The organism is Ignavibacteriota bacterium (genome assembly GCA_016218045.1).
Lineage (GTDB): Bacteria > Bacteroidota > Ignavibacteria > SZUA-365 > SZUA-365 > JACRFB01.
In genome coordinates this window covers 33,913-55,961 of sequence record JACRFB010000031.1, presented here as the reverse complement: position 1 = coordinate 55,961, position 22,049 = coordinate 33,913, and the positions used below count along the sequence as shown (strand labels likewise).

Below are 22,049 nucleotides of genomic sequence, written 5' to 3'. Positions count from 1 at the left end.
GGATTGTCACTCGTTATGTAACGTTTGCGCGTCCGCGCGGATGCGTTGCGTGAGATCGGAGAGTCGCGCCGCGCGTGTGGTGTCGCCGCTTGCCCGGTAGTGTCCGATGAGCATGTCGAAAGCGGGGAGGTAGTTCAGATTGAATTCGCGGAGATTGCCGAGAGAGATGTCGTACGGCAAATACTCCCGCAGTTCGTCGAGAAGGAAGTGCTGTTCCACATTCCTTTTGAGTGCGGCGGTATGATCGAGGGGCGTCTCGCTGAAGCGATAGACCAGGCCGACGCAACCGAGTTTTCCCGCGATGGCCTCGCGATACTCATCGGAAACCGACACCGCCACATACACCGGACGCTCACCGCGGTTCGCCGCGACGTGACGAACGACCGACGCCTTGTACCGGGCGAAGGAGGCATCATCAGCCCTCGGATCAAACGGAAGCGGATCGATGCCAAGCTCCGCGAAGACTCGGTCACGGTACGCCGCCTCGAGCAGCAGATTGACATTGAGCACCCGTATATCGCGGCGTAACGCGCGGCTTCCCTGCAGAATCAACATGCCGTCGGTGTCCTTGTCGCCTTCTGTGAAGACGAGAGCATCGGGCTCCATCGACACCAGCATATTATATGCGTAGGTGAGCAGCCCGGACGAGAATTCGCCGCTCCGGTAATACGCGGCGAGCGCCGAGTCACGCGATGCGTACGCGCCCAATCGCTCGCGGAGATATGCCAGACTGAGCTGCGGTTCAGCCGTTCCCCGGGCGTGTGTCGCCGCGTATTCGAGATACGGCGCGCGTGCAGGATTGCCGTTCCCGTTCAACCACATCGCGTAATGATACTGCCAGGATGCGGGCACGTGCCGTTCCATCAAACGCACGATGGCGCCGAGTCGCGCGAAACGATTCGCGCCCTTCGTATTCAACGAGTCGGTTTCCTCACCGACGATGTACGCGTTGCGGCTTGCACGGTACAGATTAAGCCACGCGTCTGCATCGGTCGGATTCGCTTCCGCGTATTCACGCCACAACCGCATCTGCTCCACGTACCAGGCATTCGAGTGCAACACCCTGTTCTTCCCGTACACACGCTCGCGCTGCTGCCCCATCACCGTCCCGGCAAGCAATATCCAACTCACACACAGCACAACAAAAGTATATAATCTTGGATTCCACATATATCGACCTTTTACATTTCGCGTTACAAGTAACAAGTGACAAGTAACAAGTGACACGTAACAGGTGACACGTAACAGGTGACACGTAACACGTGACAAACGACAAGATAATCACTCTCCCGCTGTCCCGCTCTCCCGCTGTCCCGCTCTCCCGCTGTCCCGCTCTCCCGCTGTCCCGCTCTCCCGCTGTCCCGCTGTCCCGCTCTCCCGCTGTCCCGCTCTCCCGCTGTCCCGCTCTCCCGCTCTCCCGCTGTCCCGCTGTCCCGCTCTCCCGCTGTCCCGCTCTCCCGCTGTCCCGCTCTCCCGCTGTCCCGCTCTCCCGCTGTCCCGCTCTCCCGCTGTCCGCGTCAATTCTCGGCGAGTACAATCACGCGGTCGCCCGCATTCAGGGTAATCGGATGCGATTTAGTGGGATTGATCAAAACACCGTAGGCGCGTGACGGGTCGGAGGCGTGAGCGCGGAGGCGGTAGCCGATGGCGGTTTCACCACGGCGCAAGGCGGAGGCGACGACGGTGGCAAATGTGACGGCCGTGCCGGGGCGGATGTACTGCTCCGCGGGTTTGATGTAGATCTCCGAGCCGTCGGCATCGAAGATTTCGCGGAACACGGACGCAAGATGTTTGTTCTCGGCGATCTGCGCGAGCAGCCGGCTGTCGATGAGATTGCTCACGATGAAGTCGTCGGCGCGTGTCACATCGGCCAATGCGCGGTTGCGCGAGTCGAGCATCTCGCTCACGATGCTGAAGGACCGGCCGGAACGGTCGGCGATGTCGCGCAGATGCAGCAGCGTCATCAGCGTGCGCGCATCGGCCTCCTGCGCGGGATAGGCCTCCGCATAGCTCAACAGGATGATGTGGTCGAATCGCGCGCAGTCGAGCGTGTCGAGCGTGGCGCGCAAGGTCGTGTCGGCGTGGATGAAACGTGTGGTGGTGTTCTTCAGCGTTTCGATGGTCTGCTCGAGTTCATCCTCCGTGCCTGCCAGCGAGGAGACGACAATCATCTCGGATCCCATGCCCACGTATCGATCAAGCTCGCGCAGAATGCGCGGACCGCGCCTGTTCCACCCGAGCATCAGTGTCGTTTCTCGCAGGGGTACCTCGGCGGCGGACCACACCATCGCCGCCTCGTCCACCTGCGGCGCCGCCGCGGCGCGCACAAGCGTGTCGTCGTCTTCGGTGATGGCGATGACGTGATCGTCGGCGGCAAACGGAGTGTCAGCGGGAGGATTCACATACACGTCGCGTCCCGCACGCAGAATCCCGATCACCGCGGAGGTGTCGTAGGCCATCACCACCTCGGCGTAGCTGCGTCCGGCAAGTTCCGGACAGGCGCGTGTGTATATCTCGCAGCCGTCGAAATCGAGCAGCTCGTTGTACACCACCGAGAGGCCCGACTGCCGGCAAGTCTGCGCGGTGATCTTCGAGATCAGATCGTCGGCCAGCACCAGCTCCACTTCGTCCCTGCCGACAAGAGCTGCCACCTCGAGGTTCCGCTCGTCGTGTATCTCGGCCACGATGTGATATTTCCCCTCCTTGCGGCGCGGATTGTTCGTGAGGGCAAGAATCATCTTGATCACCTGCGCGTCGGGATTCCCGGAATCCGGCGCCAGTATCACGATGGCGCGCGCTTCGCGCGGATTCACGATCTCGAGATCGTCGAGGTCGATCGCATCACCCGAACGGCATACGATGCGTGTGCCGCGTGTGTCGGGGATTTTCTCGCGGATCTCCTCCTCCATCTCCACTTTATCGCGGTCCGCAAGAATGGCGATGCAGGCGCGCGGACGGTTGGCATTGGCGATGACCAGCTCGGAGATGATCGCGTGCACCATGGGCGACCAGCCGAGTATGACCGTGTGATTCTGCTCGAGCACGCGCGAACGGCCGCGCCGCAGCGTTGCGAGACGCGCCTCTATGCCGCTGTTCAGCACACCGATGAGTGTGCTCATGAGAAAGATGCCGCCGAGAGTTGCGAGGAACATCAGGGCCACATACAGCGCCGTGCCGCTGTCGCCGCTGATCGCGCCCGTGTCGATCATGCGCATGAAGGTGAGCCAGGTCATGCCCCACAGCGAGTGTCCGCCCGCGTCCTGCGGGACCGCGCCGAGCAGCCAGAGCGCACCGACAACGAGGAGCAGCAGCATGAGCGCGAGCGCGCCGAGTCCGCCGATGAGCGCCCCCGTGCCGCGGGCCATAAAATTGTCGAACCGGTATTTGAATCGTTGCGAAAGAGAAGCCATGGACGTCCCGTTGATGGATCGCGGCAATGTACAAAAATCGTTTCGTACCGTGGAACGGTCCTCACACGCTTCTCTATTCCTCATTGCGCCTCTTCCCGGAAACCGCTACCTTTTTGCTGCACCGATTCCGGGCACCATGGAGGAGCGAGGCATGCAGAGGTACAGTTTGATTCTGGCGGTTCTGGCCGTGTTGCTCCCGGCCGTGATGCACGCGCAGGACAGCGCGCGCATCGTGATAATCAGCCCGCGTGTGGGAACGGATATCGACCGGGCAGAACGCGATATGTACGGCCTGTTCCGGAGTTTGCCCGACTTCCAGTCCGCGACATTCTTCTCGCACAGCGGCAGGTATTATGCTGCCGTCGGTCTGCGCGCGGGCGAGGCGGCACGTGACACACTCATCGAGTATCGTGAACGCGCGCTGCTCCAGATGGCGGAAAGGATCGACAACCACGACCTGCTGTCGGCCGGACGCTACACGATGGGCTCGAAGCCGGCAGTGCTGCTTCAGGGCGAAACCGTACCTCTCACCGCGCTCGGTGTGGACAAGGCCCGGCTCAAGGCCGTGACACCACTCGTCCTCGTGCTGCCTCCCGCCACCGATCTTCCGGTTGCCGGTCATGGGACAGATCTTCCCGCCGCGGCTCCCGCGACGGATGTTTCGTCACAAAGAGCCAATGTGTTTCTGCGCAGCGGGAGTGTGATCAAAGGCCGCGTGCTCTCGCTCGATTCGACCACGTTACGTATTGATGCCGATGGACTCGGGGTGATGACCGTCCCCGTCGCCGAAGTGCTCTCCGTGAATCTTGGTGCTGCGACCGGAACAGAAACCCCCGCGCCGGAAAAAGACGACGCGGTGGCAGTGCTGCCCGCTCAGGAGGGATCGCCATTCCGTTTCTCCGATCCAAGTTCGTTTCGCGGTTTTGTTCTGCCCACGGCGTACACCGTGCCGCGCGGCGAATGGTATTTCAGCGACGACATGATCGTTATCGGGACCGTGGGCGGCGGCGTTGCAAACGGCTTCATGATGAGCGGGGGCACCTTCCTTACACTCTTCGAGATGTTCGACGAATCCGGGCTGATTCTCCATTTCAACCTCAAGGCGCAATTATTCGGCGGCGGCGGCACCGCCATGTCGATGGGTCTGGCGGGCTTGACTTCAATAGGCAGTGAATCAGGCCTGCCATTGCTCCCGTATATCGTCGTGACCACCGGCAACTACGACGCGAATATCAGCATGGTCGGGGGCATGACGACCATTCTCGGCGAGGATGGCGACACCGGCACACTTCTGGGAGTCTCAGGCCAGACGCGTGTGGGGCCCGGAGTCAAACTGATGTTCGACGCGGCGTATGTGCCCGGAGCAGATGTGGTGCCGGGTTTAATCGGCGTGCGCTTTTTTGGTGCGCGTATGTCGGGGGATGTCGGTCTCATGTTTCTTGTCGGTGAAGGAAATTTCGACATCGGCACGGGCATTCCCTTCGCGAACTTCACGATTTTCTTCTGAGCGCTGGGCATTGCCTAGCCGCCACTGTTGAGAAGAAGGCCACTGCATGAGCCCGTTCCGCATAGCCATTTGTGTCGTGTGTGCGGTAATCCTTCCGCTGATCGCCCGTGCGCAGGACAGCGTTCGCGTCATAATCCTGAGTCCGATGGTGGGACAGGTGCTCGAGCGCGCTGAACGCGACAAGTACGTGTTGTTTCGCTCGATTCCGGATTTTCAATCCGGACTCTTCTTCATGCATGGCGGGCGGTGCTACGGAAAGATCGAGCGAAGCGACGGCCGACGCGACACGCTTATCGAATATCGCGAGCAGGTGCTGCGACAGATCGCTGAACGTATCACGAACCACGACGCCCTCGTCGCGGGCACGCACACCATGGGCGGTACAGCGGCGGCGCTGCAACTCGGGACGTCCGTGTCCGCGGCGGAACTCGGCATCGATGTCGGCCGGCTGCGCGCGATGACGCCGCTCGCACTGGGCACACCCATCGGCGCCAACGCCCTGTCACATGCCAGCGCGGACTCGTCCAAAACGGTATTGGTGCGCCTGCGCAACGGGAGCGTGTTGAAAGGACGCGTGTCAGTCATCGATTCCGCGACATGGACGGTGGTTGTCCAAGGTGTCGGCATCGTGAAAACACCTGTCTCGGAAATCCTCGCTGTGCAAAGCGACGACACCGACGATATTCCTCTTCCCGCGCGGGCGGTGTCCCGCGACACGGCCGCGCGTGTTTTCCCCGCCTCGAAGGGATCTGAATACGGGTACGGCGATCCAAGCAGTTTCCGGGGTTTCCTGCTCCCAACAGCATACACGGTCAGGTCGGGTACGACCTATCTCGCATTCGATGAATTCTGTCTCACCTCTGTCGGAATCGGCGTGTCGGATCAGGTCACGCTCACGACGGGTACCTTTCTCGTACCGGGACTTTTCAGTGAGGGCCTTGTTCTGCACTTCGGATTCAAGGCGCAACTCGTCGATCCCTCGGATGGATTCGCCTTCGCCTTGGGCGCCTCGGGGTTGACAGCTATCGGCGGCCAGGATGCCATACCTCTGCTGCCGTTCGTCGTTATGACTACGGGAGACGCCGATGTAAATCTCAGTATGATCGGTTCGTATGCGACGCTCGGCAAGGACGGGAGAGGGAGCGAGCTGCTCGGCCTGTGCGGACAGCTCCGACTGAGCGAGGGACTGAAGGTCATGGCTGATCTGGGATACATACCGGGAAGGGGACACGTGCCCATGGTTCTCGGATTCCGTTTCTTCGGCCATCGGACGTCCGGCGACATCGGCATTCTCTCATCGCCCGATGATGACATCGCATGGATGCCGTTCTTCAATTTCTCGTATTATTTCTGATGCATGGGAGAAGCGACTTGATGAACATACCGCCTCACCCTTCGCCACGCGGAGGATCGCGCAATTCTGTCGCGGGATATCTCCTGCTCGTCGCGGGCCTGTTATCACCCGCGATGCTCTCCGCGACGGGAGATGACACGGCGCGGACGATTTTCCGTGCCGGGGTTTTCTACGGTGCGGGCGTGATGTCGGCCAGCGGCGCGTATCAGGATTTTTTCACGGGTACGATGTACTTCGATGTGCGGCCGAGTAGAGGAGACACCTTCAGCGGCTACCGCAATGTGACTCCTGGCGGCGGAATTTTGCTCACTGCGGAGTGGACGGGTGTGTCGCATTGGGGCTTCGGGGCCGCACTTGCCACACACGGCCGGTTCATCGGCTCGGAACCGTACGTTGATGCCTCCGGATACAATCATCAGAGGAGACAGGTGAGCCTGCGTGTACGGCACTCCAGCATGGGGTACTACGCACTGGTCACGGCCGAACCATGGCCTCGCCCGCAGGGATCCAAGATCGTGCGATTCACATTCGGCGTGGGTGCCGGTGTCACGGACGTCTCGGTGGATTTTGGTGACACTCCCGGATCTGGTGATCGCTGGTGGTACAGTTCGACCACATCAGGGTATTCATACACCGCACCGCAAACCGGGCTCCTTCTCCTGGGGGTAGCGGAGTGGCGCATCACGCGTACACTGCTGATCGGCCTCGGAGTTGTGTTCCGCTGGATGCCGGACCTCGAGGTGGCGGGTGGTCGTGTCACAACATCCTCAGCCGTCGAAACGGACACCGAAATCCTTCTGCCGCCGCACACCATGAATTTCAGCACGCTGCATATCGGCATGCGGATCGCGGGTATGTGGTGATGCACTCCTTGATCCTAGGTCCTCGCTCCTCCTGACACATCTCCGCTTGTCACGTTTTTCGGTGAAAGTGCATCCAAAATACACACGGCGGACCATCCCGGAGGACGGCCCGCCGCTGTGTGACACTGACTGATGTTATTTCACGAGCTGCATCGTCTTCTGCACGAGCACGGATCCCGCCTGCAGCGCGTAGATGTACGAGCCGCTCGGCAGGGCCGACGCATCGAAAGTTACGCGGTGCATGCCCGCGGTGAAGGTTCCTTCGGCTGCAACGGCTACTTCCCTGCCATACATGTCGTACACCGCGAGGCGCACGGCATTGTCGGCCGGAATGCTGAAGCTGATCGTCGTGGTCGGATTAAACGGATTCGGATAGTTCTGCTCGAGCGCGTAGCCGGCGGGAAGCTCCGCGATGCCGCGGCCTGCCTTGCTGATTGCACACGTGGAATTCTCCGTGTAGTTCTGACCGTCGTCCGTGGCGGTGCCGTTGTTGTTGTGCGGCACCTTCACCTGGTACTGCGCGGTGCCGGTGTTGCCGGCGCCGTCGGACACGGCGAGATTCACGGTATACACACGGCCGTTGCCACCGCCCTGCCTTTCGCGGCGGAGCTGCAGCGACTTGCAGTCGGCCGCGATCACGATGTCGTCGACGGTGTTGCCGTCGCCGCCACCCTGTGCATCCTCGGCTTCGTCACTCCACGCGGATGTGATTACGGCATCACCCGCGCCGAGTGTGGCGCAGTTGTCGCCGATCGAGGTTATCATGTCGGCCACGGAGAAGCTCACGTACGCATGATTCGGCGGCCACATCGTCGCCGCGGACGCGGGAGTGATGACCGGCGTCTGATTGTCCTCGACCGTCACGGTCTGCGTGGCGGTGGCATCGTTGCCGTCCTGATCCGTCACGGTCCATGTCACAATCGTCGCACCGATCGGGAAACTGGAGGGTGCGTCGTTTGTCACGGTTGACACCGTGCAGTTGTCGGACGTTGCCGGCGTGCCGAGCACCACGTTGACGCCCGCGGTTGTGCACAGGTCCGCATCCGTCGACACGGTCACATCGGACGGTGCGGTGATCTGCGGATCGACCGCGTCGTCCTGCACGACCACCACCTGCAGCGTGCCGACGCAGGCGTTCGCGTCGCGTACGGTGAGGTCGTAGGTGCCGGCGGCGAGGCCGCTGATGTCGAGCGACGACGAGGCGTACCCGCCCGGTCCCGTCCACGTGTACGTCACGGGTGCCGTGGCGTTCGTCACCGTCACGTCGATGGCGCCGTCTGAGCCGCCGGGGCAGGTGACGGGCGTGGTACCGGCGAGGGTCACGCTGAGCGGGCACAGCACGTTGACCTGGAAGCTGCGCTGCACCTGCACACCCACGTTGTCGCGCGCGACGAAGGTGAGGAGATACGTGCCCGGCTGCCCGAGCGACGGAGTCCACGAGAAGTCGCTCGATGCGGTGGAACCGCCCGACAGCGTCGGCGTGAACGTTGCGCCGAGCGGGAGCGACGAGGGCAGCAGCGACACCACGCTTCCCGCGTCGGGATCACTCGCCGCCACGGTGAAGTTCACGGTGTTGCCCGGCGGAGTGACGGTGAAGATGGCACCCGCGGTCGGTGTGGGCGCGATGAACGCGGGCGACGCCGACGGCCCGACGATGCGGATGAGGAAGTCGGCCATCACCTTCGAGGTGCCGTCCTCCGCAACCACCACGAGCGCATAGGTCCATCCCACCGTCGTACCGACGGTGTTGAACGTGATCTGCCCGGTGCTGCCGTTGAGACTCAGTCCCACGGGACTGACGGTCGGGAGTCCCGATTCGATTGTGGTTGCGAGACGGTACGAGACGGCGTTGCCGTCGGGGTCCGTGGCGGCCACACTGAACGTGGCGGCCGTCTGTCCCACGGCGAGGTTCACGATGCCGGGCGCGGAGATGAGCGGACTGTTGTTAAACGGCGACCCCACGTTGACCTTCGTCTCCATGCGGTAATTGGCGTCGTTGTTGCCGTCGCGCAGCGTGCTGATGCGGCAACAGTCGGTGAAGTACGCGATGAAATTCCCCGTGGACGGATAGATGTGCTCGATGACGGCCGTGCCGAACACGATGTCGTTGGGCAGGTCGACGGCGGTGGCGGTGAACGTGAGTCCCACATTCGCGCCGTCGCCGAAGTAGAAACGGTCGCCGGCGTCGCTGAACGTGCCGCCGGGCATCACGGAGGACCACAGCGGAAACGACCGCCGGTACGCCACGTTGAACGTGAAGCGGATCTTGTTGCCACCCGCCTGCTGCCAGGTGAGCGTTCCGCCGCGGAAGTGGGTCGCCTGCGCAACCGGGGTCAAACCCAGCAGCGTGACGGCGAGCAATACGGAAAAGAGGATACGTTTGTATGTCATGAAGCCCTCGATGATTGTGTGGGGATGAGCGAACCACGGACCGACGAGTTCAGGTCCGCTTCGTACGGTGCGGATCTTCGGTCCCCGCGCACGACGCGCGGTGGTAATGCCATAATTGAGAGGTTGCTTGTCTGAATATCATGCACGGATCAATACAAAGCAAGAGCGGGCGGAGTTTCCTCCGCCCGCTCGTCGACACGAAAAAGCCGCTTCCGCTCGCGCCTCACGGCGCCGCGGTCTCTTTCACTCGCGCGGGGGCGCGGGCGGATAGTCGCGGAGCACGTCGGCGCTCGGGTACCGCAGCGTCGGGAGCGGCACCCAGGGCGAGAAGAGCCGGAGCGCGGCGACACGCACGCTGCCGTCACCCATCGCGCGCATGAAGTAGGCGCGGCCCGGACGCAGCACGCCACCGACGGGCGGAATGTACCCAAGCCACGGATCGTACTCGTACATCTGGCCGATGATACCCGATGGCGACTGTGTCATGGCGCTCACATCGACGGGTCCGCTCGGCACGCCGATCAGATGCCACCCACCGTCGGCCGCCGACACGATCTTCTGCACCGCGGGGAGAAGCAGGCCCTGTACTTCGGCACTGTCACTGCCCTTGAACTTGAGCCACATCTCCATTCTGCCGAACTGCACGGTGCTCGTTTCCTCGTATCCCTTCGCGGCCGAGTACAGGTACGCGGGCAGTTCGCAGGCGGGAAGGAGGAGTTTGAGGTCCGTAATATCCGGGATTACGGGGAAGGAGATCAGGTTCCACCCCTCGCGCCAGCGCAGCATCACCTTGCCGCGTTTCGCAGTGGCGGTGAAGTTCGCGTCGGTCACGTCGCCGGTCAGCGAGGGATAGCTGCGTGTCGGCGGCGCAAAATCGTAGAAGGGACTCGACGGAATCACATTGTACGAATCCGCGGGCAGACCCGGCACAATGTAGAAACCCGTGCCGTCGGTGCTGCTCGAGGCGCTGATCGAGCCGAACACGCCAATTTCCACACCCGCCAGCGGAGCGCCCGCGGGCGACAGCACACGGCCGGAAATGGAGACGATCTGCTTCTTTGTGACACGGTACGTGACCGGAACAGACACGGGGATGTTGGAGGCGTTGCCTCCAAACGTGATGGTCGCATTGTATGATCCCTCGGGCAGATTCGTGTCGGTGATTGTCACCTCCAACGAATCGGTGTTCGAGGATCCTGCTGTGGGGCTCACCGCGATCCATGGCGTGATGCCGACGTCGGCCGACCAGGTGAGCGTGCCTCCACCCGTGTTGCTTATGTACAGCTTTTGCGGCGGGGGCGCTGCACCCGCCTGCGGCGCGGCGAACACCAGCGACGAGGGCGAGACCAGCAGCACCGGCGGCGGTTGTATGATGCGGAAGGATGTGTTGCTCTCGTCGGCCACGCTGGTGGACGTCGTGGTTGTGACACGGATCCGTGCATTGTCGGTCTCGGGTCCGGTCACCACCCAGTTCAGTGAACCGGGCGACGCGTTCACCGACGGCGTGAGCACTTCGGCATAGGTCGCGCCATTGTCGCGCGAGAGTTCGATCTTCACCTTCGAAAGATTCGACGCGCTCCACTGTATCGTGCGCGTGCTGCCGATGGTCCATGTCTCGCCGCCGTTCGCCGCGATGACCGTGATCGTCGGACGCGGGGGCAGATCCGAGGCGTCGAGGAAATAGGCGATCGAGGACGGCGCGAGAGTATGGAACCCGTTGTTTCCCGTGCCGGAGGCATCGAGCACGTCGCCGTCAAAATGATACGACGCGACGAGGCCCGCGACGGATCCGCTCAGCTCGAGGCGGTGATTGTTCGCGATCTCGTCGTCGCTGCGCGCGGTGTTCCAGAGGCGCACCTCGTCGATGACGCCCGAGTAGCCGTAGCCGTTGCCCGGCATGGCGGAGGCGTCGCTGCGACCTATCAGCACGGGCAGTTGGTTGGCCGTCGCGTTGCGCGAATACGACTTGCTGCCCGCGGGCGCCCCATTGATGAAGATCTGCGCGATGCGGCTGTTTCCCGACACCGTGTAGCGCGCAGCCACATGTGTCCACACGCCGGTTGTCAGAGTCGGAGACGATTCAAGCCCGTCGGCAAAATCGCCGTTCGGCACAAAGCGCACTTTGCCGGTGGATTTGTTGAGCCCCAGCCAGTACGTCCATTGATTCATGTAGATCGAACTCTTCGAGATGAAGGTCTGATACGACGTGCTGCCGTTTGTGGACGAGGGTTTCACCCAGCACTCGAGAGTGTAATTTTGCAGCAGCGACACCGATGCATCGTGCGGGATGGTGAAATAGTCCTGCGTCCCCGCGGCGGTGATGGGCTGCACATTCGTGAGCAGCGCGCCGATGCGTGTGTAATGCGGCGGCAGCGAGGCGCCCGAGAAGGAGACGCCCGAGCCGGAAGCGGAACCGCCGTACTGTCCGTCGACGCCGTCGGCAGTGCCGTTCAAGCGCCAGCCCGCGGCGAGGTCGGCTCCATGCAGTCCGTTGTACACGGCGTGCGGCACCTTGTATAGCAGGCCCGCCGCGCTCGAAAAACTAATCTCGGCATTCCAGATCCGCACCTCGTCGATGCGACCGGTGAAATAATACGCGGGTGAACCCGACTGCCTGTCGGCCCCGATGCGCAGGTCGCCCGAGGTGACGTACCCGACGCTGCCGGACGCGATGGTGGTGCTGCCGTTCAGCACGCCGTTGATATACACGCGTACATCGCCCTTCCGCGCGTTGAACGACACACCCACATGTGTCCAGGTGTTCGCCGCGATGGTGCCCGGACTGTCGTACAACGTCCCGCCGCGCGGATAAAAGCGCACCTGCCCGCTTGGCGTGATGCCTAGATAGTAGCCTGTCACGTAGTCGTTGCCGACGATGGTCTGATATCCGGACAACACTGTCGGATTCACCCACGCATCGATGCTCAACATTCCCGTCTGGTTCAGATCGGCGTTGAACGCGCCCGCATACGGAACGGATACGTACCCGGAGCCCGTGAGCGTCATCGCCTGATTGACCAGCGAATACTGCGCGCGGCCGTGAATCGAGAGCACAACACACAGGGCGAGGTATATCGGTATGTGTTTCATGTCAGTACCGCATGGAATAAGGCGGGACCGGCGCCATGATGCGCCGGTCCCAACCGGTGGAATTATTTCACGATGACCATGGTGCGCGAGATTTCATGCGCGCCATGCCTGAGCGTGTATGTGTACGTGCCTGCAGGAAGCGCCGAGGCGTCGAACACGACAGTCTGTGCGCCGCCCTCCCTGCGAAGCCGCGCGCTCAAATCGAGCACGTCGCGGCCCGCGAGATCGCGGATCACAAACGTGGGTGTTTCGGACGACGGCACTTGCGACGAGATGCCCGCCTCGATGGCGGTCAGTCCCCTCCCCGGATTCGGAAAGTTCTGCGACAGCGACATGCCGTCGGGCAGCGGCGGCGCGTCGGCCCCGACTGTGAAGTTGAGGCGCACCGGTACATCCGCCCGTGCGGGATAGACGAAGGAGCGTACGAGGATTGTGCCATTGTACGCGCCCGCGGGCAGCAGCCCCGTGCGGATGGCGACGGACACGGTTTGCCGCCCCTCGCCGGAGGCGGGTTCGATCTCGAGCCAGTCCACATCACTCGTCAACTGCCACTGTGCGCGCGTGTCACCCGCGGGGATGATCTCGAGCGATTTCACAGGCAGCGGATCGCGGTTGTTCGCGTCGAAAACCAGCGGTGACGGATTCGCCGTGAATGACAGCGGGGAATTGTCGAAGGAAAGAACCACGGTCACCTGCCCCGTGGGGAAGGAGAACTCGGTCTCGGATTTGTTGGTCAGATCCACGCCGTCGACGGTGATCTTTGTGACTCGACCGGGCAATGGATTCTGCCACTCGAGTTTCACCTTCGTAGCGCCGAGACCGCCCTGAAAGGCGATAACGTAGGTCTCGGTATAGAGCAGCGCGGCGGTGACCGGACGGAAGTCGCGAAGCGAACCCGTGCCCAGATTGGATTTGCCGGGCGTGCTTGCGACACGGGCGTCGAAGACCTCCTGGGGCGGAGGCGGAGGAAGCTCCGACTCGCCCAGGGACTGATCCAAACCCGTTGTCGCGCCCTCGAGGATGCCGAGGGTCAGCACCTCGGTGCGTCCGAGCAGATTCGAGACGGTGATCTCGAGCTGCGCGCCGCGCAGCTCCTGCGCACGCGCTAGGCCGGACGTCGCCAGTATCGCGCATGCGCCGAGAAGCAGGGAATAAACGATGCGTTTCATGGATGTGTCCTCCTTAGCGTGTCTTGGTAAGTAACATGGTGCGCGTCAACGTGCCTTCAACCGACTGCAGACGCACGAGGTACGAACCGGGCGCCGCGAACGATCCGCTCGCGTCCCTGCCGTCCCAGCGCACGTGTTTCACACCGGCCGGAAGATCCTGATCGAGCAGCACCCGCACTTCGCGGCCCATCATGTCGTACACGGCAACCCGTGTGTTGGACGGACGGGAAAGCGACACGGTGAGTGTCGTCGCACCGTCGCTCGTTGGAGCGAAGGGATTCGGGAAGTTCTGCTCGAGGGCAAAGGCGCCTTCGGCGGCGATGGCGATCTTGAGGAAGACTCGCGTGACGCCGTCGACACGGATCGTCGCTGACGCGGGAGTCGTGCCGTTGAATGTCGCAAGCACGGCGCCCTTGTCGTCGACGAGTTCGTATCCCGCCGCGACCGGTACCAACGGTTCGAACGCAAGCGTCACAGCACCATTGGCGCGCAGGTCAATGCCCGTCATGCCCGGCGAGAGGAACAGCGTGCCGTATTCGGTGCGCGCGTCGAAGTTTCCGTCGGGCGGCAGCATCGGCAACTGCAGATCGTTGAGGGTCTGTGCGTTCATCACGCTGCTGGTCACCACGAGATCGCGCCTGCGTCCGTCGTCGGTGCTGGCGGAAAGACGTCCGGTGACGTTGAGCGAGGCCACGGCTTTGCTGTACGCGGACGGTCCGCCCGGACCGGTGAGACTGGTCTGCATTTTCAGCTTGCCGCCGCGATCCATGCGCACCCAATACCCCTTGCCCGGCTCTATGTTCGAGGGAACGACGTAGCCGGTTGCCGGATTGTACCCGAAAATTGAGCGCATGCTGCCCGCGGGCGTCTGCGTGATGCTTGCGACGGACATCGGTTTCGAGAGCGAGCCGATGAGATTCCATCCGTTCGCGCCCGTCTCACCGATACCGCTGAGCGTATTCCATTCGAACAGCAGCTTCTCGAAACCATAGTAGGTTGTGGACGGGTCCATCGTCTTCAGCCAGTAGCCGTCGCCGAAGGTCATCGCCGCGGCGGCTTCATAACCCGGCGTTGCGGTGTTGAAGCCGTAGAGGCGTGTCATCGGATCCGAGAAAAGGACGTCCGTATCCGGAGTTTTGACGTCGAGCGGCAGCGAGACCAGCTCCCATTCGCGGCTGTGCTGCTGCACGAACCGTGTGGGATTGCCGGTGCCCGGAGGCGTCGGGATCGGGATCTTCACGCGGATGGTCTCGTCTTTCGACTCCTCATCCTGCTCGTCGTTCACGATGATGATTTCGCGCTCGGGATCGGTCGGAGCCGGATCCATGCAGAGACGGAACAGCGTCAAGTCGGGAAGCTGCGAGATCTCGCTGAAACGCACCGGCTTCACTTCGTCGCCCGTTCCCTTTTCGTAGAACAGGAACTGGAAGGGATTGTACAGCGGATACAGCACGTTGGTCTTGCGGTCGCGGAACTGGAAGCCCAACTCGGTGCAGGGGAAACCCTTGGGATCGTTGCGCTGCGGCACAACCACCACCTCGGGATCCTTTGTCCGCGGCGGACACGACGGGATCTTCACCTCGATACGTATCTGGTAGGTTCCTTCCGCGGCAAAGGTGTAGCTCGTCGTGCTGCGCATGTCGAACGGCGTCGCTTCACCCTGCACATACAGCATAAACGTTGCGTTGGGCGGTGCTGGCGGCAGACCCCAGGTCATGCTCACGGGAGCCGTGCCGGCGCCTGTCTGCACACGGCCGAGATAGGTGAAGCTCTGCGCCAGGGCGCGGAGATCGGTGGTGCTGCCCTGCGAGCCGCCAATGTTGATCCAGCGGATGTCGAAGGTGCCCGCGGGCGGGAACGGCGGCAGATCGATCTGGCCCGCCTCGAGCCCGTCGCCGGCCGTGGCGTTCATGCCGTACTCGAGCAGGACGTTGCCCTGCCGCGCGTTTGTGAAGGAAATACGATGCTGCCAGGGCACCATCTGCTCGGGCTGGCAGGGCTTCTCGCGCCACAACGCGATGAGCCGCTTGTTGCGCCACATCGTCACGGGAAGCGGATTGGTGGTCGCGACCGTGTCGTGGCTCCATCCGATAAACTGGTACTTTATGGATGAATTTGCCTGCACATTCACGACGGTCCCGATGGGATGCGTGGTGCGGTCTTCGAGCGGACCTTCCGGGCCCTGCGGATAGATGATCGACAGTTCGGCCCGGTCCTGCGGAACCGGCCGCAATTTCGCACCGATCTCGTACTCGCCCGCGGGCGTGTTCGGTCCGATCACGATCTTGGTCGGGTTCTTTGACTGGTCCTCGAGAATTTCCGGCTTCGGCAGATCCCAGCCGTCGAAGATGAATCCCGGAGGCGGAATGAAGTGGATGTCCTGCAGGAGCGGCGTGCGGCGGTCGAGTCCCTTGTCGAACGCGTCACCGGGGATCTTCGAAATGAGGATGCCCGGGAAGGGACGTGTCACATGCAGCTTGATACACTCGGGACACACGCTCACAAGCGGCGGCACATTCTCGACGCGCTCGACGCTGAGACTGTATTCGCCGAAGCCGAAATGCCCGTCCGACGGTTCGACGAAGCGATTGCTGATGTAGCTCGAGATTTCGGGCTCGACACTGAGGATGTACTCGCCGTCATTGATGAGCGCTATGCGGTAGCGGTCGCCGCCCGCGTAGGTCGCGTTGATGTACGTGGCCTCTCCGGCGCGCTTCGCGCGGAACTTCGGACGGAAATCGGAGCCGGGACTGACCTTCAGCGTCAGCAACACCTTCTCGCCGAACGACATTCCGCTGAGGTTGATGGCCGTCAGCCGGTAGTAATCGTTCTTCGGAACGAACCAGGTGAACTCCGCGGGATACGGGCTCAACGGGCAGGCGGCTTCGATCGTGTACGGCGTCATGCCCGGTCCGGAACTTGTCAGCATGCGCGGCGACGCAAGCGAATTGGGTTCGTACGCGTCGTTGCAGTAGGCGGTGTCGGCCGGCGACGAGGGGCGCGTGCGTATCTCGGCGATGTTCGACACGGTGCCGCGCACGGTGTTGAAGATGCCCACGATGCGGAAGCGGTACTGCGTGTTCGCCGCCACTGCGATGTTGCCGCTTACACCCGGCAACTGCGTGATGTGAACACCCGTCCACTGATTGACATTCACCGGGAAAGGCCCGAACGTCGGAGTCACTTCCACCCATGTTCCGGCGCTGCGCTCCCATTCGACCTTGGTCTGCGCGTCATTCATGTTGTACTTGCTGCGCCAGCGCACCGCAAGCGCGAGCGAACCGGCCGCGGATGTGGATGCGGGGGCGAGCCATGCCTGCACGGTGGAATTGGCGGTGAAAATGTCGGGCGGACTGTTGGTGTACACCGCCTTGATGTCGGTGACGGGATTGGCTTTGGAGGACGAGTACGCGTTCGAGGGCAGCTCGTTGGCGTACCAGTCGATGTTGGTCGTGGCGCCGTTCTGACGTTTCACTTCCCAATAATCGAAGTACCAGGTCGCGCCCGAGATGTTGCGCGTGAGCGGCACTGATAATTTGTTGCAGTGGTCATACTCGAGCGGGAAACACATGGGTTTCGAGAAACTGCGTGTCGCCTTGCCATACGACGAGAGATCGCAGGCCTTGATCGTGAACTGGCCGTTGGCGGGCTGCGTGGTGATGCAGCGCAGCGGTGTCGCGTTGGCCGCGTTCAACAGCCCTGTATGCACCGGCTGCACGCTGCTTGTGCCGAGCAGGAAGTTGCCCACCATCATTGCGTCGAAGCCGAACACGTTTAATCCCGGGCGACCCAGCGAGGAGGCCGAGCGCTCGGTCTGACAGTTTATGTTCGCCGCGCCGCGATACGACCAACTGCAGTTGTCGTCGCGATATTCGTCGGGGCTGCCCCAGAGATGGCCGATCTCGTGCGCGACGACGTTCCTGTCGGGCGCGGCGTAGGGATCGAGTCCGGCCTGCCAGTAGCGCACATCCATCGCGAAGTAGATGCCCTCGATGTCGCCGTTGCCCCAGTTGACGTTGACGGCGTGCGGCCATATGCCTTCATTGGGCGTTCCCTTCCACGCGATACATCCGAAAATGGACTGGTCGGCGCTGTATGCCGCGCGGCGTTTGTTGTTGTAATACCAGCCCCAGGCGTGGCGCTGTTCGAGGCCGCTGTTTCCCACCCAGCTCAGCGGTAGAGAACCGTCGATGATATCCCAGGGGGACGGCGGGTACAGGCGGTTCACCACCACGGGAACAAAGCCGTTTTCGCCCACGGTGACGGGCTCGCCGTTGATCTGGGTGACCCACGACGACGGGGAGTAATTGAGCCAGATGTGGGAAGCCGTCTGACCGTACTTCGCCGCGAGGCCCGTCCAGTACGTCAAGCCGTCGAGGTAGAAGGAACGGTAGCGATTGTACACCGTGTTGTCCCAGTTCCATGATCCGGAGCCCGACTGGCTCTCGAGGAAAAAACTGCTGTGGACGATGAGTCCGACAGGACGTGAACGCCGCGCGATTTCGGGGGCGGGTCCGCCCTGCGTGGCATCGCCGCGCTTGACGATGACGCCCTGCGGCACAGGTTTGGCATCGACGCAGTCCGGCTGTTCGATTGTGCCGGCAAGATGTTCGAGTTCGAGCGCGCGGTCTTCGATGCGCTGCAGCTCTTCCGTGGTTTTTGTGCGTTTGATGAAGTCGAGATACTCGACCACCGCCTCGGCGGCGTCATCGTCGGAGGCAGCGGAGAGGATGGGTCCCGGATTGTTCTTCCGGTGTTCGAGACTGGAATACGAGATGTTCCGCACGCCGACATGGCCGGTGGCCGTCGGAACGGTTGCGGCGCCGACGATGGGGCGCGCCGCGGGCGGCACCCAGCCGAGCCAGCGCTGCGGCGACGCGATAACGGAGATTAAGGCCCCTTTCTCCGTTAAGGAGGTCCAGAGCGCCCGGACCTCGGCCCAGTCGCTGCACGAAGTTTCGATAACCGCCATGTCGCGGTAGTACGCGGTTTCTCCGTTCGTGAGCCGGTCGGGCGGCACGAACTGCGGTGACGGAATGGCGTCCTGCGCCACCGCGCCTGCGGTGATACACGCCAGAAGTAGCAGGACGAATCGGAACCGGTGTCTCATACTTGCCTCGCTTTGAAAATGATGGATAGTGACACGAGTGAAGAGAGTAACTCCGCGGATGAGGTCCGTGCGCGCACACCGGGGCCATGGTAACTCATGGCATCGGGTACGTGGTAAGTGCGTATTGGGATATTGCACATGAAAACTACTACAGACTCCAGCGGAAGTCAACTGCATACGTGTACAGTTTTTTCTTCCCCCCTCCCCCTTCCCCCTTCCCTCTTCCCTCTTCCCTCTTCCCCCTTCCCCCTTCCCCCTTCCCTCTTCCCTCTTTCCCGTTCGGAGCGAGAATGTTAGATTCCGGTTCCCTCCTCGCACCAGCACCAATCCGGAGCATCCATGCGACGTTGTTTCCTCAGCACCATTCCCCTCCTACTGTTCGCAACGGTTGTTGCACACAGCCAGGAACTCCCCACCATCCCCTTTGAAAAGTACACCCTGGCCAACGGCCTCGATGTGATTCTTCATGTGGACAAAAAGATACCCGCCGTCGGCGTGTGCCTCTGGTACCATGTCGGTTCGAAGAACGAGGCGCCGGGCCGCACCGGCTTTGCGCATCTGTTCGAGCACATGATGTTTCAGGGTTCAAAACACGTGAAGGGTGAGTATCTCGCGCTCGTGAGCCAGGCCGGCGGCCGCGCGAACGGATCCACGACCGAAGACCGGACGAACTATTTCGAGACAGTCCCGAAGGAGGCGCTCGAATACGCCTTGTGGCTCGAATCCGACCGTATGGGCTTTCTACTCGACGCCGTGACCGACGAGGCCTTCAAGAATCAGCAGGACGTGGTGAAGAACGAAAAGCGCCAGGGCGACAACAGCCCGTACTCGGCCGTGCAGTATCTCGTGGCCGAGCACTTTTATCCCGCGGGCCATCCGTACGCGCACACCGTCATCGGCTCGCTCGAGGATCTCGGCGCGGCGACACTCGACGACGTGAAGAACTTCTTCCGCACATGGTACACGCCCAACAACTGCACGCTGACCCTCAGCGGCGACTTCGATGTGGCCGAGGCGAAAAAACTCGTGCAGAAGTACTTCGGTCCGATTCCCGCCGGACCGCCGCTGTCGCGTCCGCGCGTCAGCATACCGTCCTTCACCACAACAAAACGTATACACGCCACCGACCGTGTGCCGCAGGCCCGCCTCTATCTTCGCTACCCTGTTCCGCAGATGTACGCCCCCGAGGAGGCACCGCTCGACATGGCCGCCGCCGCCCTCGGATCGGGCAAATCGTCCATTCTCTACCGCGCTCTCGTGCGCGACCAGGAACTCGCATCCGACGTGAGCGTCTCCAATTCCGCGAGTGAAATCTGCGGCGAGTTCGCGATCACCGTCACCGCCCGGCCGGGCAAGTCCCTCGACGAGATTCGCGCGGTGGTGGACCGCGAACTTGCGGCCTTCGCACAGAAGGGCCCCGACGCCGACGACCTCGCCCAGGAGCGCGCGCGTGTCGAGACCCGCATGATCGGCGGCCTCGAACGTCTTGGCGGCTTCGGCGGCATCGGCGACCGTCTCTGCGGCTACAACACTTTTGTCGGTGATCCCGACTACTTCCGCAAGGACCTGCAGCGCTACCGCGACGTCACGCCCGAGGCAGTGAAGGCTGCGTTCACGGCCTGGATTGCCGGCAAGCCGCGCCTCGAGATCGAGATTGTGCCCGAGACCTCGGGCCGGCCCGACACGAAGGACTTCGACCGCAGCGCCCCGCCCGCCATTGCGGCTGTTGCGCCCTACGCGCCTCCCGCCGTAAAAACCGCCACACTCCCGAACGGACTCGAAATCGTCGTGTCCGAACGTCACGACCTTCCGCTCGTGAACGCGCAGCTTCTCATCAAATCCGGCAACCTCCTCGAAACAGCGGACAATGCGGGCGAGACATCGATGACCGCCGCCATGCTCGACGAGGGTACGGCAAAACGCAGCGCCCTGCAGATCGCCGACGATCAAGCCCGCCTCGGATCGCGCGTGAGTGTCGGGGGTGGAAAGCAGGGATCCGCCGTGTCGCTGACATCCACGAAGGCAAAGCTCGACGCGACTTTCGACATCATGGCCGACATCGTGCTGAATCCTGCCTTCCCGAAAGACGAATTCGAGCGCCAGCGCAAACTCGCGATCGACGCCGTGAAGCGTCAGAAGAGCAATCCCGGCGCCGTGGCCGACCGCGTGTTCAGCCGCATTCTTTTTGGCGCCACACATCCGCTCGGCATTCCCGACGAAGGCACCGAATCCTCGCTTGCCGCGCTGAAGCTCGAGAATCTGACAAAAAATTACCAGACCTACTGGAAGCCCGACAACGCGGTGTTGATCTTCACCGGCGACGTGTCGCTCGACGAGGCGACGGCTCTCGCGAAAAAGTGGCTCGGCTCGTGGAAGAAGGGCGCCGCGCCCGCGAAGGTGATGCCGGCGGCGAAGGAACCGTCCGAACACGTCGTGTACCTGGTCGACCGTCCCGGCGCACCGCAGTCGCAGATCCGCATCGGCGCCCTCGCTCCCCCGCGCTCGACACCCGACTACCACGCGCTGCTGGCCATGAACAATCTGCTTGGCGGCACCTTTGCGTCGCGCGTGAATCTGAATCTCCGCGAGGACAAGGGCTACACATACGGCGCGCGTTCAGGCATGAGCAATCAGCGCGCCTACGGCGTGTGGACCGCATCGGCGGGAGTTCACACACGCTTCACAAAGGAATCGCTCGTCGAATTCCGCAAGGAGATCGAGGGCATCGCCGGACCCATCCCGGTGACACCCGAGGAAGCCGAGGGAACGAAGAACATTCTCACACGCAGCTTCTCGCAGAATTTCGAGAGCAACAGCGGCGTGCTCGGACAGTTGTCGCAGCTCGTCACGCTGGGCCTGCCCTTCGACGAGGCCGGGAAATTTGTGCCGGCAATCGCGGCGCAGACGCCGTCCACCATGACGCAGGCGGCCAAAAAACACCTCGACTTCAACAGGGCGATCACCGTGGTTGTGGGCGATCTCGACAAGATCGAGGCGGGCGTGCGTTCCCTGAACTGGGGCAAGGTTGTGATCGTGAACGAGAACGGCGAGCCGGTGCGCTGACACCGTGCGCGCCGCGTGTATCGTTCCCGCGCGGACCGCATACGAAGACCGGCGCCTTTTCGGAGGCGCCGGTCTTTTTTTTATCGCGTGAG

10 protein-coding genes are annotated in these 22,049 nt (G+C 62.3%); 4 read left to right on the top strand and 6 right to left on the bottom strand.

Annotation, left to right across the window (positions count from 1 at the left end):
• Positions 1 to 6: 6 nt before the first annotated feature.
• A complete protein-coding gene (locus HY962_08510) occupies positions 7 to 1,131 on the bottom strand; it encodes a hypothetical protein (GenBank protein MBI5646963.1) in 1,125 nt (374 codons plus the stop codon).
• Between the two features lie 386 nt (positions 1,132 to 1,517).
• Positions 1,518 to 3,410 carry a potassium transporter TrkA gene (locus HY962_08505; protein ID MBI5646962.1) on the bottom strand — a complete coding sequence of 631 codons (1,893 nt, stop codon included), beginning with the start codon at positions 3,408 to 3,410 and terminating at the stop codon, positions 1,518 to 1,520.
• 151 nt (positions 3,411 to 3,561) lie between these two features.
• Here HY962_08505 and HY962_08500 point away from each other — a divergent pair, with 151 nt between their 5' ends.
• The 3 genes from HY962_08500 to HY962_08490 are packed head-to-tail and all read left to right on the top strand — an operon-like array spanning position 3,562 to position 7,134.
• Complete coding sequence (locus HY962_08500; protein MBI5646961.1) at positions 3,562 to 4,917, top strand: hypothetical protein; 1,356 nt, start codon at positions 3,562 to 3,564, stop codon at positions 4,915 to 4,917.
• Positions 4,918 to 4,963: 46 nt separating this feature from the next.
• Positions 4,964 to 6,271: a hypothetical protein gene (locus HY962_08495; protein MBI5646960.1), complete on the top strand. Its 1,308-nt coding sequence runs from the start codon at positions 4,964 to 4,966 to the stop codon at positions 6,269 to 6,271.
• A gap of 20 nt (positions 6,272 to 6,291) precedes the next feature.
• Positions 6,292 to 7,134 carry a hypothetical protein gene (locus HY962_08490; protein ID MBI5646959.1) on the top strand — a complete coding sequence of 281 codons (843 nt, stop codon included), beginning with the start codon at positions 6,292 to 6,294 and terminating at the stop codon, positions 7,132 to 7,134.
• 135 nt (positions 7,135 to 7,269) lie between these two features.
• Here HY962_08490 and HY962_08485 read toward each other — a convergent pair whose 3' ends face one another.
• The 4 genes from HY962_08485 to HY962_08470 form a co-directional block, all read right to left on the bottom strand.
• Positions 7,270 to 9,525: a T9SS type A sorting domain-containing protein gene (locus HY962_08485; GenBank protein ID MBI5646958.1), complete on the bottom strand. Its 2,256-nt coding sequence runs from the start codon at positions 9,523 to 9,525 to the stop codon at positions 7,270 to 7,272.
• 243 nt (positions 9,526 to 9,768) lie between these two features.
• A complete protein-coding gene (locus HY962_08480; protein MBI5646957.1) occupies positions 9,769 to 12,615 on the bottom strand; it encodes a carboxypeptidase regulatory-like domain-containing protein in 2,847 nt (948 codons plus the stop codon).
• A 62-nt stretch (positions 12,616 to 12,677) separates the two neighbouring features.
• Positions 12,678 to 13,784, bottom strand: a complete 1,107-nt coding sequence (locus HY962_08475; protein MBI5646956.1) for a hypothetical protein — start codon at positions 13,782 to 13,784, stop codon at positions 12,678 to 12,680.
• A 13-nt stretch (positions 13,785 to 13,797) separates the two neighbouring features.
• Positions 13,798 to 18,894, bottom strand: coding sequence for a T9SS type A sorting domain-containing protein (locus HY962_08470; GenBank protein MBI5646955.1), 5,097 nt, complete (start codon positions 18,892 to 18,894; stop codon positions 13,798 to 13,800).
• A 339-nt stretch (positions 18,895 to 19,233) separates the two neighbouring features.
• Here HY962_08470 and HY962_08465 point away from each other — a divergent pair, with 339 nt between their 5' ends.
• The gene (locus HY962_08465) at positions 19,234 to 21,957 is read left to right on the top strand and encodes an insulinase family protein (protein MBI5646954.1); all 2,724 of its coding nucleotides are present in this window, start codon (positions 19,234 to 19,236) and stop codon (positions 21,955 to 21,957) included.
• Positions 21,958 to 22,049: the final 92 nt, after the last annotated feature.

What these genes read in the sequence shown, in the direction of transcription:
- HY962_08505 (MBI5646962.1), bottom strand. Translation starts at nt 3,410, where the DNA reads ATGGCTTCTCTTTCGCAACGATTCAAATACCGGTTCGACAATTTTATG.
- HY962_08500 (MBI5646961.1), top strand. Translation starts at nt 3,562, where the DNA reads ATGCAGAGGTACAGTTTGATTCTGGCGGTTCTGGCCGTGTTGCTCCCG.
- HY962_08495 (MBI5646960.1), top strand. Translation starts at nt 4,964, where the DNA reads ATGAGCCCGTTCCGCATAGCCATTTGTGTCGTGTGTGCGGTAATCCTT.
- HY962_08490 (MBI5646959.1), top strand. Translation starts at nt 6,292, where the DNA reads ATGAACATACCGCCTCACCCTTCGCCACGCGGAGGATCGCGCAATTCT.
- HY962_08485 (MBI5646958.1), bottom strand. Translation starts at nt 9,525, where the DNA reads ATGACATACAAACGTATCCTCTTTTCCGTATTGCTCGCCGTCACGCTG.
- HY962_08480 (MBI5646957.1), bottom strand. Translation starts at nt 12,615, where the DNA reads ATGAAACACATACCGATATACCTCGCCCTGTGTGTTGTGCTCTCGATT.
- HY962_08475 (MBI5646956.1), bottom strand. Translation starts at nt 13,784, where the DNA reads ATGAAACGCATCGTTTATTCCCTGCTTCTCGGCGCATGCGCGATACTG.
- HY962_08470 (MBI5646955.1), bottom strand. Translation starts at nt 18,894, where the DNA reads ATGAGACACCGGTTCCGATTCGTCCTGCTACTTCTGGCGTGTATCACC.
- HY962_08465 (MBI5646954.1), top strand. Translation starts at nt 19,234, where the DNA reads ATGCGACGTTGTTTCCTCAGCACCATTCCCCTCCTACTGTTCGCAACG.